The sequence below is a fragment of the Burkholderiales bacterium genome, assembly GCA_035560005.1.
Lineage (GTDB): Bacteria > Pseudomonadota > Gammaproteobacteria > Burkholderiales > Eutrophovitaceae > DASRFY01.
Map to the genome: position 1 here is coordinate 18176 of DATMAN010000007.1, position 15025 is coordinate 33200.

Sequence of the window (15025 nt, forward strand, 5' to 3'; positions counted from 1 at the left end):
CATCGACCGTGCCACCCTAAGGCTGCACACCGACGGCGCCGTGGCACTTCTTGTATTTTTTGCCGGAGCCGCACGGGCAGGGGTCGTTACGGCCGACCTTCTGCTCGACTTTGACCGGTTGCTTCTTGCCGGCGGTGCGGGCCTCCTCCGGATTGCCCGCGTAGCCCATCGCCGAGGCCTCTTCATGGACCGCCTGCAAACGGCGCGTGTCGACCGCCGGCGCCACCGGCGGCGGCGGGGCGATCTGCAGCCGGAAGATCATCTCCACCGATTCCTTGTCGATGGTGTCCAACAGCGCGCTGAAGAGCGCGAAGGCCTCTTTCTTGTATTCGATCAGTGGGTCGCGCTGGCCGTAGGCGCGCAGATTGATCCCGGTCTTCAGCTGATCCATCTCGTAGAGATGCTCTTTCCAGCGCTCGTCGATGACGCGCAGGATGGCGAAGCGCTCCAGTTGGCGCATGATCGCCGGCGTGAGCGCGGTCTCCTTGTTCTCGTAGACCGCCAGCACGCCCTTCTGCACAAACTCGACCAGGCCGCGGTAGTTCAACTCGCGCACATGGGGGTCGTCGAAGTTGATGTCCAGCAGGCAGGTTTTCATCAAGTCGAGACGCAACCCGCCGGTGTCCCACATTTCGGGGTTGGTCGGGTCGGGGCAGTAGCGTTCGACCATCTTCTCGGCGATCTGCTCCATCAGGCCGACCACTTCCTCGCGCAGGTCATCGTGCTCGAGAATCTGGGCGCGACGGGAGTAGATCACCTCGCGCTGCTGGTTCATGACGTTGTCATATTCCAGGAGGTGCTTGCGGATGGAGAAGTTCTGCGCTTCGACGCGTTTCTGGGCGCGCTCGATCGCGCGGGTCACCATCGGGTGCTCGATCACTTCGCCTTCCTGCACGCCGAGCTTGTCCATGATGGTGGCGATGCGTTCGGAGCCGAACAGACGCATCAGGTCGTCTTCCAGCGAGAGATAAAAGCGCGATGATCCCGGATCGCCCTGCCGCCCGGCGCGTCCGCGCAACTGGCGGTCGATGCGTCGCGCCTCGTGGCGTTCGGTGCCCATGATGTGCAGACCGCCGAGCTCGGCCACCCCCGGCCCGAGCTTGATGTCGGTGCCGCGGCCGGCCATGTTGGTGGCGATGGTGACATGCCCGCGTTCGCCGGCGTGCGCGACGATTTCCGCCTCCTGCTGGTGGTACTTGGCGTTGAGGACCGCGTGCGGAACCCCCATCCGCTTGAGCATGCGCGAGAGCGTCTCGGACACTTCGACCGACACCGTGCCGACCAGCACCGGCTGGCCGGAATTGTGGAGCCGCGCCAGCTCTTCCACGATCGCGTTGTATTTTTCCCGCCGGGTGCGAAAGATCACGTCGTCATAATCGATGCGCCGGACGGGGACGTTCGTCGGGATGCTGGTGACATCGAGTTTGTAGATCTCGTAGAATTCCGCCGCCTCGGTCACGGCCGTGCCGGTCATGCCCGCGAGTTTCTTGTAGAGACGGAAGTAGTTCTGCAGGGTTATCGTCGCCAAAGTCTGGGTCTCGTCCTCGATTTTGACCTTTTCCTTGGCCTCGATCGCCTGGTGGAGCCCGTCGGCGTAACGCCGGCCCGGCATCATGCGCCCGGTGAACTCGTCAACGATGACGATCTTCCCCTCATGGATGACATACTCAACGTCCTTCTCATACAGCGAGTAGGCCTTGAGCAACTGCGAGACGACGTGCACGCGCTCGGAGCGCTCGGCGTGCGTCTTGTAGAGTTCGTTTTTCGCCTTGGCCTTCTCAATATCGCTTAAGTCCTCGCGTTCGTCGATTTCCGCCACGCCCTCGCCGATGTCGGGAATCTCGAAGAGCTTCTGCTCTTCCGGGCGCAGGAAGTTGAGTCCGGTGTCGGTCAGATCGATGGTCTGATCCTTCTCGTCGATGGCAAAGAGAAGCATCTCGTCGATCTCGCCCATCTTCTTGTCGCGCTGGAAGTCCAGCTCGACCCGTCCGATGGCCCTCTTGACCCCGGTCTCCTTGAGGAACTTCAGGAAGCGCTTGTTCTTCGGCGCGCCGCGCTTGACCGCCAGCAGTTTGATGCCGGCGTCGTATTCGTTGCCCGCTTCGAAGAGCTTGATCCCTTCGTCGACCAACCGGTTGGTGATCTCGGTCTGGCGGCGGATCAGGCGTTCGACCAGTTCACGCATCTCGATGAACGCGGTGTTGTCGGTGCGTCCGGTCGGCCCGGCGATGATGAGCGGGGTGCGGGCCTCGTCGATCAGGACCGAGTCGACCTCGTCGACGATGGCGTAGTGGAAGTTGCGGTGCACACGGTCTTCCTTGCGCACCGCCATGTTGTCGCGCAGGTAGTCGAAGCCGAATTCGTTGTTGGTGCCGTAGGTGATATCCGCCGCATAGGCGGCGCGCTTCTGCTCGGGCTCCATCTGCGGCACGTTGACGCCCACCGTCAGCCCGAGGAAGCCGTAGATCTCCTGGAACTCGTAGGCCTCGGTGTCGGCGGTGCCGGTCATGCCGGCGAGCTTGCGGTACAGGCGGAAATAGTTCTGGAAGGTGATCGAGGCGAGCGTCTGGTTCTCGGGCTGGATCGGGACGTTTTCCTTCGCCTCGACCGCCTGGTGCAGACCGTCGGACCAGCGCCGGCCGTGCATCAGGCGCCCGGTGAACTCGTCCACGATGATCACTTCGCCGTCCTGCACCACGTAGTGCTGGTCGCGGTGAAACAGGTGGTGCGCGCGCAGCGCCGCGTACAGATGGTGCACCAGGTTGATGTACGCCGGCTCGTACAGGCTCGCGCCCTCGGGCAGCAGGCCGATGCGCGTGAGGATCTCCTCGACCTTCTGGTGTCCGGCCTCCGAGAGGATGATCTGGTGGTTCTTCTCGTCCACCCAGAAATCGCCGGGCGGCTCGGGTCCGTCGGGCTTCTTCTCCTCCTTCTGCCGCACGAGCAGCGGCGCCACTTCGTTCATGCGGTAGTAGATCTCGGTCCGGTCCTCGGCCTGGCCGGAGATGATGAGCGGGGTGCGCGCCTCGTCGATCAGGATCGAGTCCACCTCGTCCACGATGGCGTAGTGCAGGCCCCTCTGGTAGCGGTCCTCGACGTGCATCGCCATGTTGTCGCGCAGGTAGTCGAACCCGAACTCGTTGTTCGTGCCGTAGGTGATGTCGGCGGCGTAGGCGGCGCGCTTCTCCGCCGGATCCATGTCGGGGACGTTGACGCCGACGGTGAGCCCGAGGAAGCGGTAGAGCTTGCCCATCCACTCGGCGTCGCGCTTGGCGAGGTAGTCGTTGACCGTGACGATGTGCACGCCGCGCCCGGTGAGCGCGTTGAGATAGGCCGGCAGCGTCGCGACCAGCGTCTTGCCCTCGCCGGTCTTCATCTCGGCGATCTTGCCGTAGTGCAGCACCATGCCGCCCAGGAGCTGCACGTCGAAATGCCGCATGCGCAGCGTCCTCTTGCCCGCCTCGCGCACGACGGCGAACGCCTCGGGCAGCAGCTCCTCGAGCGCCTCGCGCTCGGCCTCGAGGCGGTTCTCCTCCGGGGCCGCGGCCACCTTGAGCGCGATGCGCGCCTTGAACTCCGCGGTCTTGGCGCGCAGCGCCTCGTCGTCCAGGCGCGCGACCTCGGGTTCGAGCGCGTTGATGCGCGCGACGGTGCGCGAATACTGCTTGAGCAGCCGCTCGTTGCGGCTGCCGAAGATCTTGGTGAGGACGTTGAGCATCAACCGGCGGCGGAAATCGGGGGCCGAAGGCGTGAACGCCCCGGATGAAAACGTCTCATGTTAGCACGGCGGGGCGCGCCGCCCCGCCGCGCGGCGAGCGCCGGCTATCTGCGGTTCGCGGCGAGCGCCGGCGGGTTCTGCGCCATCAGGAAGCGCGCCGGGTTCTGCGGCGTGCCGCGAAAGCGCACCTCGAAGTGCAGGTGCGGCCCGGTCGAGCGGCCGGTGTTGCCGCTCGCGGCGATGCGCCGGCCGCGCTGCACGATGTCGCCTTCCTTGACCGCGATCCGCGACAGGTGCGCGTAGCGCGTGACCAGCTCATTGCCGTGGTCAATGTCCACCATCAGACCGTACTGCGGGTGAAACCCGGCGAACTGCACCACGCCGCCGGCGGCCGCCACCACCGGGGTGCCGACGTCGGTAATGAAGTCAATGCCCTCGTGCATCGCCTGCTGGCCGGTGAACGGGTCAATGCGCCAGCCGAAGCCCGAAGCATTGAAGGGCGCATTCACCGGCAGCATCGTCGGCAGCGCCTTTTTCTTCACCGTCTGCTCGAAGAGCTGCGCCTCCAGCAGCCCGAGCATGTCGGACCGGCTTTCCACTTGGCGCGCGAGGGAGGCCACCTTGTCGCTGAGCTGCCCGAGCGTGAGATCCTGCGGCGGGATGACGGTGGACTGCGCCCCGCCCATGCCCGGCGACTCGGAAAAGCGGAACTCCTGCGGCCGGATGCCGGCGAGGGCCGAAACCCGCTCGCCGAGCGCGTCCAGGCGCGCGAGCTGCGCCTGCATCTCGCCGATCCTGACCGCCATCGCGTTCAGGTTCTGCTGCACGAACTCGCGCGAGCGCTCGGCCTCGCCGCGCACCGCCGCGAGCACCAGCTCGTGGACCAGCGGGATGCGGATTTCCGTCGCGAGGCGCAGCGTCAGCCAGTACAGGCCGGCCGTGAGCACCGCGAGCACGAGCAGGGCGGCGCCGGCCGAGGCGAGCACATGGCGGGCCGAGAAGGTCAGTGTCCGCGCCTTGGCGAGGCGGTTCGAGATCAAGATAATCTGCACGTAGCCTCCTCACGTTATCTGCGTGCACCCTTCCAGAATCGGCCGGCTGCTGGAATCCGATCCCGGATTGCAGCCGGTGGTGGCCAAGGCGCTCGAAATCGGCGCTGCGGCCCGACTCTGTTCTTCTTTCTTGCCGTCCGATCTCGCCCGCAGGGTCCGGGCGGCGAACCTGAAGGACGGTCAGCTTGTGGTGCTCGCCGCCACTCCGGCGGCGGCGGCCAAGCTCAGGCTCCTCTCCGAGGGCCTTTGCAAATTCCTGTCAAGCGAAGGCGTGAAGGTTAAAGGACTTTCCGTGAGGGTGCAACCCGAGGCGCTGGCGGCCGAACCCGCGCCCTCCGCTCCGCGAAGGCTCGGCGCGCGGGCGCTTGATGCGCTGCATCACCTGTACGAAACGATGCCCGAGTCACCCGCCCGCCGGGCGCTCAAAAACCTTCTCGATCATCAGCTTAGGCGGGCGCCTGGCGCAGCAGCCCGATCGCGCCGGCCGGCGCCTCCTCGGCGCGCTCGAAAGTGACCGGCTCCAGCGCGTCGCGCTCGGCCAGCAGCGCGAGCAGCAGCCGGTTGTTGAGCGCGTGCCCGGACTTGTAGGCGCTGAAGGCGCCAAGCAGCGGCCCGCCGAGCAGGTACAGATCGCCGATCGCATCGAGCACCTTGTGGCGGATGAACTCGTCGGCGAAGCGCAGGCCGTCGGCATTGAGCACCCGGTATTCGTCGAGCACCACGGCGTTCTCCAGCCCGCCCCCGAGCGCGAGGCCCGACTCGCGCAGGTCCTCGACGTCCTGCATGAAGCCGTAGGTGCGCGCGCGCGCCACCTCGCGCAGATAGGACGTTTCGGCGAAATCCACGGTGAGCGAGGTGCGCGAGCGCGCGATCACCGGGTGCGCGTAGGCGATCGAGAACGTCAGGCGAAAGCCCTCGTAGGGCTCCAGCGCCGCCCAGCGGTCGCCGTCGCGCACTTCGACGCGCTTTTTCACTCTCAGGAAACGCTTCGGCGCGTTCTGCTCCTCGAGCCCCGCCTGCTGGATGAGCAGGGCGAAAGGCGCGGCGCTGCCGTCCATGATGGGCACCTCGGGGCCGTCCAGGTCCACGTAGGCGTTGTCCACGCCCGTTCCGGCGAGCGCCGACATCAGGTGCTCGACGGTATAGACCCGCACCTCGCCCTCGACCAGGCACGAGCACAGCCGCGTCTCGCCGACCGCATCGGCGCGGGCGCGGATCGCGACCGGCGCGGCGAGGTCCACGCGGCGAAAGACGATGCCGGTGCCGGGCTGCGCCGGCCGCAGCACCATCGTCACTTTCTTTCCGGTGTGGAGCCCGACGCCGGTGGCGCGCGCGAGCGACTTGAGCGTCCGCTGCCTGAGCATGAACGGCCGATTCTAGCAAGCGCCCCCGGGCAAGGTCGGGGGCGCCCGCCTCGATGCGCGCGCAGCCGCGAGCGTGCGCGGCGACTTCAATCGGCCTGCTTTCTCAGGAACGCGGGGATGTCGTACTTGTCGAGCCCGCTCGCGGCAAGCGCCTCCACCTGCGCCGCGCGGTCGCGCCGCCGGATCACGGCCGGGATCTCGGCGAGCGTTCCATAGTCCGGCGCGGCCGGATTCGCCATCGGCTGGTTGTCGGTGCCGGTCTTGTGCGACACGACCAGCTGGGGCTTCGTGGCGCGCGCAAGCCCCGGTTTGCCGAGGCCGGTGGCGATCACGGTGACGCGCAGCTCGTCGCCGAGCGAGTCGTCGTACACCCCGCCGTGGATGATGGTCGCGTCCTCGGCGGCGAACGTGCGGATCGCGTTCATCACCTCCCTCGTCTCGCGCAGCTTCAGGCTCGCGCGCGAGGCGGTGATGTTGACGAGCACGCCGCGCGCGCCGGAGAGGTTGACCCCGTCGAGCAGCGGGCAGGCGATCGCGGCCTCGGCGGCGATGCGGGCGCGGTCAATGCCCGATGCCGCCGCCGAACCCATCATCGCCATGCCCTGCTCCGACATCACGGTGCGCACGTCCTGGAAGTCCACGTTGACCACGCCGTCGCGGTGGATGATGTCCACGATGCCGGAGACGGCGTTGCACAGCACGTCGTCGGCGGCCTCGAACGCCTGCGCCTGCGTCACGTCCTCGCCGAGCACCTCCTCCAGCTTGTCGTTGAGGATGACGATGAGCGAATCCACGTGCGGGGCGATTTCCTCGATGCCCGCCTCGGCGATCTTCATGCGCTTGGAACCTTCCCAGGCGAACGGTTTGGTCACCACCGCGACCGTGAGCACGCCGAGCGAACGGGCGATCTCGGCGATCACCGGCGCCGCTCCGGTGCCGGTGCCCCCGCCCATGCCGGCGGTGATGAACACCATGTGCGCACCCTGCAGCGCCTCCTCCAGCCGCTCGCGCTCGGCGAGCGCGACCGCGCGCGCCTCCTCGGGCCGCGCGCCCGCGCCGAGGCCGCTCGTGCCGAGCTGGATCTGGTGCTTCGCCTTGTTGCGCGCGAGCACCTGCGCGTCGGTGTTGATGGCGATGAATTCCACCTGGCCGATGCCTTTCTCGATCATGTGGTCCACCGCGTTGCCGCCGGCGCCGCCGACGCCGATGACGCGGATCACCGGGCCCGCCGGAGTGTCATTGTGCAGTTCGAACATGGTCATACGCCTCCTTGCCTTGGTTGTTGACTGCGTGGTTGGAAACAAGCGACATCAGAAATTCCTCTGGAACCATTCGCGCATGCGCCCGAGCGCGGCGCGCACCGAGCCCGCCTGGCGGGCGAGGCGCCCCTGGCGCAGGCGCGCGGCGCCCTCCATCACCAGGCCCATCGCGGTGGCGTAGCGGGGGGTGCGCACCACCTCGGCGAGCGCGCCGGCGTAGCGCGGCACGCCGACGCGCACCGGCATGTGGAAGATCTCCTCGCCCAGCTCGACCATGCCGCGCATGAGGGCGCTGCCGCCGGTGAGCACGACGCCGGAGGACAGCAGCTCCTCGTGGCCGGACTCGCGCAGCTTCTGCTGCACGAGCGAATACAGCTCCTCGACGCGGGGCTCGATCACCTCGGCGAGCGTCTGGCGCGACATCATGCGCGGCTCGCGCTCGCCGATGCCCGGCACCTCGATCATCTCGTCGGCCTCGGCGAGCGCGCGCAGCGCGACGCCGTGGCGCACCTTGATCGCCTCGGCCTCCGCCGTCGGCGTCCTGAGCGCCATCGCGATGTCGTTGGTGATCTGGTCGCCGGCGATCGGGATCACCGCGGTGTGGCGGATCGCGCCGCGGGTGAAGACGGCGAGGTCGGTGGTGCCGCCGCCGATGTCCACCAGCGCGACGCCGAGCTCCATCTCGTCCTCGGAGAGCACCGCGCGCGCCGCGGCGAGCGGCTGCAGGATCAGATCCTCGACTTCCAGCCCGCAGCGGCGCACGCACTTGACGATGTTCTGCGCCGCCGAGACCGCGCCGGTGACGATGTGCGCCCTCACCTCCAGCCGCACGCCGGACATGCCGACGGGCTCGCGCACGTCCTCCTGCCCGTCAATGATGAATTCCTGGCGCAGCACGTGCAGGATCTGCTGGTCGTTCGGGATGTTGACCGCGCGCGCGGTGTCCACCGCGCGCTCGACGTCAAGGGCGCTCACCTCGCGGTCCTTCACCGCGACCATGCCGGTCGAGTTGAAGCTGCGGATGTGGCTGCCGCAGATCCCGGTCCAGGCCGAGGTGATCTTGCAGTCAGCCATCAGCTCGGCTTCCTCGAGCGCCTTCTGGATCGCCGCGACGGTGGCCTCGATGTTCACCACCACGCCCTTTTTCAGACCCCGCGACTCGTGGCTGCCCATTCCGAGCACGCCGAGGGCGCCGTCGGCGCCCAGCTCGGCGACCAGCGCCGCCACCTTCGAGGTGCCGATGTCCAGTCCGACGACCAAGTTGCGGTTTTCCTTCGGCACGGCCTAACTCCTCCACTCCGGCACCCGCAGCGCGAAGCCGTTCGGGTACCTCAGATCCACGACTCTCGGTTCGCGCGGCTCGGCCTGCGCGAGCCGTCCCAACGTCGCCGGATACGCGGCGACGAAGCGCTCCAGGCGCCGCTCGACCGGTTCGCCGCGGTCGCGCCCGAGCTCCAGCTGCAGACCGCCGCCGGTGCGCAACTGCCAGGCATGGCGCTGCGTCAGGATCACGCGCTCGGGCGCCTCGCCAAGCGGTCGCAGGATTTCCGCGAAGCGCAAGTAGCGACGCACCACCTCGGCCTCGGTGCCGGGGGGGCCGGCGAGCAGCGGCAGCCGCGCCGCCTGCTCGGCGCCGAGGCGCCCGGGGAAAAGCTCGCCGCGCGCGCTGATCAGACCCTGTTCGCCCCAGCGCGCGAGCGCCACGTGTTCCTCCAGCTTCGCCTCGACGCGGTCGGGCCAGGCGCGGCGCAGCTCGACGCGCCGCACCCACGGCAGTCGCTCCAGCCGCGCGCGCAGCTCGGCGAGATCGGCGGCGAAGAAGTTGCCGCCGAATCCGGCCGCCGCGCGCTCGATCTCGGCCCGCGTCGTGTGCGCGAGGGTTCCCGTGACGTGCAGCTCGCGCAGCGGAAAGAGCGGCGAGCGCGCCAATGCATGCAGCGCCGCGTAGCCGAGGATCGCGGCGGCGAGCGCCGCGGCGAGCGCGGCGGCGAGGTTCAGCAGCCGCGGGTTATCCCACATGGGCGAGCTCCAGGATGCGCAGACACAGGTCCTCGTAGGAAAGTCCCGCGGCGCGCGCCGCCATCGGCACCAGGCTATGCCCGGTCATGCCCGGCGCGGTGTTCACTTCGAGCAGCCAGGGCTCGCCGCGCGAATCGAGCATCAGGTCCACGCGCCCCCAGCCCGAGCCGCCGATGACGCGGAAGGCTTCGAGGGCGAGCGCGCGCAGCGCCGCTTCCTTCGCCGCCGGCAGGCCGCAGGGGCAGTGGTATTTCGTCTCGTCGGAAAAATACTTGTGCTGGTAGTCGTAGTTGCCCTGCGGCGCCTCGATGCGGATGAGCGGCAGCGCCTCCTCGCCGAGGATCGAGGCGGTGTATTCCGGGCCGTCCACGAACGCCTCGGCGAGCGCGATGTCGCGGTAGGTCTTCGCCGCGAGCGCATATGCCGCCGGCAGCTCCGCGACCGAGCGCACCCGCGTCAGACCGAGCGTCGAGCCTTCATTCGCCGGCTTGACGATGAGGGGCAGCCCCAGATCGCGCGCGACCGCCTCCCAGTCGTCGTTCTCGGCGAGGATCCGAAAGCGCGGCGTGGGCAGCCCCGCGGCGAGCCAGACGAGCTTGGTGCGCCACTTGTCCATGGCGATCGCCGAGCCGAGCACGCCGCTGCCGGTGTACGGGATGCCGAGCACTTCCAGCGCCCCCTGCATGGTGCCGTCCTCGCCGCCGCGGCCGTGCAGGGCGATGAAGCAGCGCGCGTAGCCCTCGCGCTTGAGCTCCGTCACGTCGCGCTCGGCGGGATCGAAGGCATGCGCGTCCACGCCCCTTGCGCGCAGCGCCGCCAGCACGCCGCGCCCGCTCATGAGCGAAATCTCGCGTTCGGCCGAGCGCCCGCCCATCAGCACCGCCACTTTTCCGAAGCGCGCGCTCATGCCGGCTCCCCGACGAGCTGCACCTCGGGCACGAGCTCCACGCCCGTCTTTTCCTTCACCACGCGCTGCACCTCGAGGATCAACCACTCGATGTCGGCGGCGCTCGCCGCGCCTTTGGGGTTGACGATGAAGTTGGCGTGCATCTCGGAGACGCGCGCGGCGCCGCGCGCCAGGCCCTTCAGGCCGCAGGCCTCGATGAGCTTGGCCGCATGCTGCCCCGGCGGGTTGCGGAAGACGCTGCCGGCGTTGGGCAGCGAAAGCGGCTGCGACTTCAGCCGCCGCTCGAGCAGATTGCGGATCGCCTCGCGCGAGTCCTCGCGGTCGCCCGCCGCCAGCTTGAACTTCGCCGCCGCGAACCAGTGATCGGCGCCGATCCTGCCGCCGGATCTGAGCTGGCAGTGCCGGTAGCCCGTCTCGAATTCGCTCTTGTGGCGCCAGCGCAGCGTGCCGTAGCGGTCTATCGTCTGCGCCTCCTCGACGATCTCCCAGGTGTCGCCGCCGTAGCAGCCGGCGTTCATCGCAAGCGCCCCTCCGACGGTGCCGGGAATGCCGGCGAGGAACTCCGCGCCCGAGAGGTTGTTCATCGCCGCGAAGCGCGCGACCTTCGGGCTCGCCACCCCGGCCTCCGCGTAGATCCGGCCGTAGGTGAGCTTCGGGGCTTTCTTCGCCGCGTGCATCAGCACCACGGTGCCGCGCCAGCCGCCCTGGCGCACGAGAAGGTTGGAGCCGAGCCCGACGAAAAGCAGCGGCTCCTCGGGCGGCACGCGCGAGAGGAACTGGGCGAGATCCTCCAGATCGGCCGGCACATAGAGGCGATCGGCGCGGCCGCCGGCGCGCCAGGTGCAGAAGCGCCCCATCGGCTCGTTCTCGCGCAGCTCGCCGCGCAGTCCGGCGAGATCGGCGGCCCGCAGCGCGTTCATGCGAGACTCCCCGCGACCGCGCCGATCGAGCCGGCGCCCATAGTGATGACGACGTCGCCTGCGCGCGCGACGCGCCGGATCGCCTCGGCCATGTCGCCGATGCGCTCGACGAAAACCGGCGCGGCGCCCGCGGCGGCGAGCGCCCCGGCGAGCGAGCGGCCGTCGGCGCCCGCGATCGGCACCTCGCCCGCCGGATACACCTCGGCAAGCAGCAGCGCATCGGCCTGCGCGAGCACGCGCACGAAGTCCTCGAACAGGTCGCGCGTGCGCGTGTAGCGGTGCGGCTGGAACGCGAGCACGATGCGCCGGCCCGGGTAGGCGGCGCGTGCGGCGGCGAGCGTCGCCTCGATCTCCGCCGGGTGGTGCCCGTAGTCGTCCACCAGCGTGAAGGTTCCGGCCCCGGGCCGATCGGGGACGAGCGGCACTTCGCCGTAGCGCTGGAAGCGCCGGCCGACGCCGTTGAAGCCGGCGAGCGCCCGCACCACTGCCTCGTCGGGGATGCGCAGCTCGCCCGCCACCGCGACGGCGGCGAGCGCGTTGAGCACGTTGTGCCGGCCGGGAAGATTGAGCGTCAGCGCGAGCGGCGCGCGGCCGCGGCGCAACACCGTGAAGCGCGAGCGCTCGCCGAGCGCGATGTCCGCCGCGCGCACTGTCGCGTCCTCGCGCGTGCCGTAGGTGACCACCGGGCGCGAGACGAACGGCAGGATCTCGCGCACATGTACGTCGTCCGTGCACAGCACCGCGCTGCCGTAGAACGGCAGGCCGTGCAGGAAGCGGATGAAGGCCTGCTGCAGGCTCGGGAAGTCGTGCCCGTAGGTTTCCATGTGATCGGCGTCAATGTTCGTCACCACCGCGATCACCGGCTGCAGGTGCAGGAACGAGGCATCGGACTCGTCGGCCTCGACGACGATGAAGTCGCCCGCGCCGAGCCGCGCGTGGCTGCCCGCCGCATTGAGCCGCCCGCCGATCACGAAGGTCGGATCCAGGCCTCCTTCGGCGAGCACGCTCGCCACCAGGCTCGTCGTCGTGGTCTTGCCGTGCGTGCCGGCGACGGCCACCCCCTGCTTCAGGCGCAGGAGTTCCGCGAGCATCTGCGCGCGCGGCACCACCGGAATGCGGCGCGCGCGCGCCGCGCTCACCTCCGGGTTGTCCGGCCGCACGGCGCTGGAGACCACCACCACGTCGGCGTCGGCGACCTGCGCGGCGTCGTGGCCGATCCAGACCTTCACCCCGAGTGCGGCGAGCCGCCGCGTCGCCGCGCTCTCGGCGAGATCCGAGCCGCTCACTTCGTAGCCGAGCGTGGCGAGCACCTCGGCGATGCCGCTCATTCCGGCGCCGCCGATGCCGACGAAATGGATGCGGCGGACCTTGTGCTTCATGCCGCGCCTCCCGCCACGAGTGAGGCGCAGCAGTCGGCGACCGCGCGCGCCGCATCCGGCCGCCCGAGCCCCCGGGCGCGCCGCGCCATCTCCATTAGCTGCGGGCGGTCGAGCGAGGCAAGCAGCGAGGCGAGCCGCGCGGGCGACAGTTCGCGCTGCGGCAGGAGGATCGCGGCGCCGCGGTCGGCGAGCCAGCGCGCGTTCGCCGTCTGGTGATCGTCCACCGCGTGCGGAAAGGGCACCAGTACGCTCGCCAGTCCCGCGGCCGAGATCTCGGCGATCGTCATCGCGCCGGCGCGGCAGATGACGAGATCGGCGGCGGCGTAGCGCGCCGCCATGTCGTCAATGAACGCGATCAGTTCCGCCTCGACCCCGGCGGCGGCGTACGCCGCCCGCGTCGCTTCCAGATGCCGCTCGCCGGTCTGATGCACGACCCCGGGCCGCGCGTTGCGCGCAAGGCTTGCGAGCGCCTGCGGCAGGACCTCGTTCAGCGCCTGCGCGCCCTGACTGCCGCCGACCACGAGCAGGCTGAGGGCCCCGCTGCGCGCGCCGTAGCGCGCCTCGGGCGGCGCGAGCGCCGCGATCTCGGCGCGCACCGGGTTGCCCGTCCACTCGGCCTTCGGCAGCGCATCCGGAAAGGCGACCATCGCGCGGTCGGCGAGTCGCGCGAGCACGCGATTGGCGAGCCCGGCGACCGCGTTCTGTTCGTGAATCGCGAGCGGCCGCGCAAGCAGCGAAGCCATCATGCCGCCCGGAAACGCGACGTAGCCGCCCATGCCGAGCACCACGTCGGGGCGGATGCGCAGGATCGCCCGCGCGCTCTGCCAGAAGCCGATGAGGAGGTGCAGCGGCAGAAACAGCGCCGCGGCGAGGCCGCGACCGCGCGCCGCCGCGGCGTGCACCCACGCCATCGGATAGCCGCGCGCGGGCACAAGGCGCGCCTCCATGCCGGAGCGCGCGCCCATCCAGACCACGTTCCAGCCGCGCGCGCGCAACTCGTCGGCCACTGCGAGGCCGGGAAACACATGTCCGCCGGTACCACCGGCCATGATGAGGAGGGTGCGGCTCATGCGGGCAGCCCCCTTTGCAGCTGACGCGCCTCCCAGTCAATGCGGATGAGGAGCGCGATGGCGACGCAGTTCATCGCCAGACCGGTGCCGCCGAAGCTCATGAGCGGAAGCGTCAGCCCCTTGGTCGGCAGCAACCCCATGTTGACGCCCATGTTGATGAGCGCCTGAAAGCCGACGAGGATGCCGATGCCCTGCGCAACCAGCGCCGCGAAGTGCCGCTCGTGCGCGGCCGCGCGGCGCCCGATCGCGAAGGCGCGCAGCACGATCCAGGCGAACAGCGCGATCACCAGCGCCACGCCGGCGAGTCCCAGTTCCTCGGCGATCACCGCCAGCAGGAAGTCGGTATGCGCCTCCGGCAGGTAGTGCAGCTTCTCGACGCTCGCGCCGAGGCCCACGCCGAGCCACTCGCCGCGGCCGAAGGCGATCAGCGCGTGCGAGAGCTGGTAGCCGCGGCCCCACGGATCGGACCAGGGGTCCATGAAACCGAAGATGCGCTGCATGCGGTAGGGCGAGGCGAGCACGAGCGCCGCAAAGCCGAGCGCGAGCATGCCGGCGAGCGCGGCGAAATGGCGCATGCTCATGCCGCCGAGGAAAAGGATGCCGAAGGCCACCGCGGCGATCACCACCAGCGCGCCGAAATCCGGCTCGGCGAGCAGCAGCCAGGCCACCGCGAGCATCACCGCGAGCATCGGCAGCAGCCCGCGCCGGAAGTTCTTCAGCACCGCGTGCTTGCGCACCGTATAGTCGGCGCCGTAGAGCACCACCGCGAGCTTCATCAGCTCGGAGGGTTGCACCGAGCCGATGCCGATGTTGAGCCAACGGCGAGCCCCGTTCACCTCGCGCCCGATGCCGGGCACGAGCACGAGCGCAAGCAACGCGATGCCGGCGAGAAAGAGCCACGGCGCCGCGCGCTGCCAGTGGCGCGAGGGCACGAGGAACACCGCGACCGCCGCGGCGAGGGCGGCGGCGAGATACGCCGCATGCCGCACGAGATACCAGGCGGCGTTGCCGCCGGTATGACGGCCCGCCTCGGCGGTGGCGATCGAGGCCGAGTACACCATCACGAGACCGAGCGCGGCAAGCAGGAGCGCCGCCCAGGCGAGCGAGCGGTCGTATTCCGCGCCGGGGGCGTCGCGGACCCGGCGCAGATCCGCCGGCAGGACGGCGGCCTCAGCCATGGCGGAGCCTTCGCACCGCGTCGGCGAACGCGCGCCCGCGGTGGGCATAGTCGCGGAACATGTCGAAGCTCGCGCACGCGGGCGAGAGCAGCACCGCATCGCCCGGCCGCGCGATCGCCGCCGCGCGCGCGACCGCGTCTTCGAGGGTCGCGCAGCGCT

At 69.6% G+C, this 15025-nt stretch carries 12 protein-coding genes and 1 pseudogene; all 13 read right to left on the reverse strand.

Annotation, left to right across the window (positions count from 1 at the left end; all coding sequences use genetic code 11):
• Positions 1-16: 16 nt before the first annotated feature.
• On the reverse strand, positions 17-1474 hold the full coding sequence (locus tag VNM24_00500; GenBank protein ID HWQ37078.1) for an SEC-C metal-binding domain-containing protein: 1458 nt from the start codon (positions 1472-1474) through the stop codon (positions 17-19).
• A pseudogene (locus VNM24_00505) lies at positions 1451-3721 on the reverse strand (DEAD/DEAH box helicase). Before VNM24_00505 ends, VNM24_00500 begins: the two are co-directional and overlap by 24 nt.
• Before the next feature lie 101 nt (positions 3722-3822).
• A complete protein-coding gene (locus VNM24_00510; GenBank protein ID HWQ37079.1) occupies positions 3823-4770 on the reverse strand; it encodes a M23 family metallopeptidase in 948 nt (315 codons plus the stop codon).
• 446 nt (positions 4771-5216) lie between these two features.
• Positions 5217-6134: a UDP-3-O-acyl-N-acetylglucosamine deacetylase gene (gene lpxC, locus VNM24_00515; protein HWQ37080.1), complete on the reverse strand. Its 918-nt coding sequence runs from the start codon at positions 6132-6134 to the stop codon at positions 5217-5219.
• Between the two features lie 86 nt (positions 6135-6220).
• Positions 6221-7390: a cell division protein FtsZ gene (ftsZ, locus tag VNM24_00520; protein HWQ37081.1), complete on the reverse strand. Its 1170-nt coding sequence runs from the start codon at positions 7388-7390 to the stop codon at positions 6221-6223.
• Between the two features lie 54 nt (positions 7391-7444).
• Complete coding sequence (gene ftsA / locus VNM24_00525) at positions 7445-8674, reverse strand: cell division protein FtsA (protein ID HWQ37082.1); 1230 nt, start codon at positions 8672-8674, stop codon at positions 7445-7447.
• Between the two features lie 3 nt (positions 8675-8677).
• Positions 8678-9412 (reverse strand): cell division protein FtsQ/DivIB, encoded by a 735-nt coding sequence (locus VNM24_00530; GenBank protein ID HWQ37083.1) that lies wholly within the window; start codon positions 9410-9412, stop codon positions 8678-8680.
• A complete protein-coding gene (locus tag VNM24_00535) occupies positions 9402-10319 on the reverse strand; it encodes a D-alanine--D-alanine ligase (GenBank protein HWQ37084.1) in 918 nt (305 codons plus the stop codon). The genes VNM24_00530 and VNM24_00535 overlap by 11 nt, the downstream gene beginning before the upstream one ends.
• Positions 10316-11239: a UDP-N-acetylmuramate dehydrogenase gene (gene murB, locus VNM24_00540; protein ID HWQ37085.1), complete on the reverse strand. Its 924-nt coding sequence runs from the start codon at positions 11237-11239 to the stop codon at positions 10316-10318. Before murB ends, VNM24_00535 begins: the two co-directional genes overlap by 4 nt.
• A complete protein-coding gene (murC, locus tag VNM24_00545) occupies positions 11236-12618 on the reverse strand; it encodes a UDP-N-acetylmuramate--L-alanine ligase (protein ID HWQ37086.1) in 1383 nt (460 codons plus the stop codon). Before murC ends, murB begins: the two co-directional genes overlap by 4 nt.
• Entirely contained in the window at positions 12615-13688 is a 1074-nt protein-coding gene (gene murG / locus VNM24_00550) for an undecaprenyldiphospho-muramoylpentapeptide beta-N-acetylglucosaminyltransferase (GenBank protein HWQ37087.1), read from the reverse strand. Before murG ends, murC begins: the two co-directional genes overlap by 4 nt.
• On the reverse strand, positions 13685-14866 hold the full coding sequence (ftsW, locus tag VNM24_00555; GenBank protein HWQ37088.1) for a putative lipid II flippase FtsW: 1182 nt from the start codon (positions 14864-14866) through the stop codon (positions 13685-13687). The genes murG and ftsW overlap by 4 nt, the downstream gene beginning before the upstream one ends.
• Positions 14859-15025, reverse strand: a 167-nt coding sequence (locus tag VNM24_00560) for a UDP-N-acetylmuramoyl-L-alanine--D-glutamate ligase (GenBank protein ID HWQ37089.1), incomplete at its 5' end; no start/stop codon positions are given. The genes ftsW and VNM24_00560, both read right to left, overlap by 8 nt.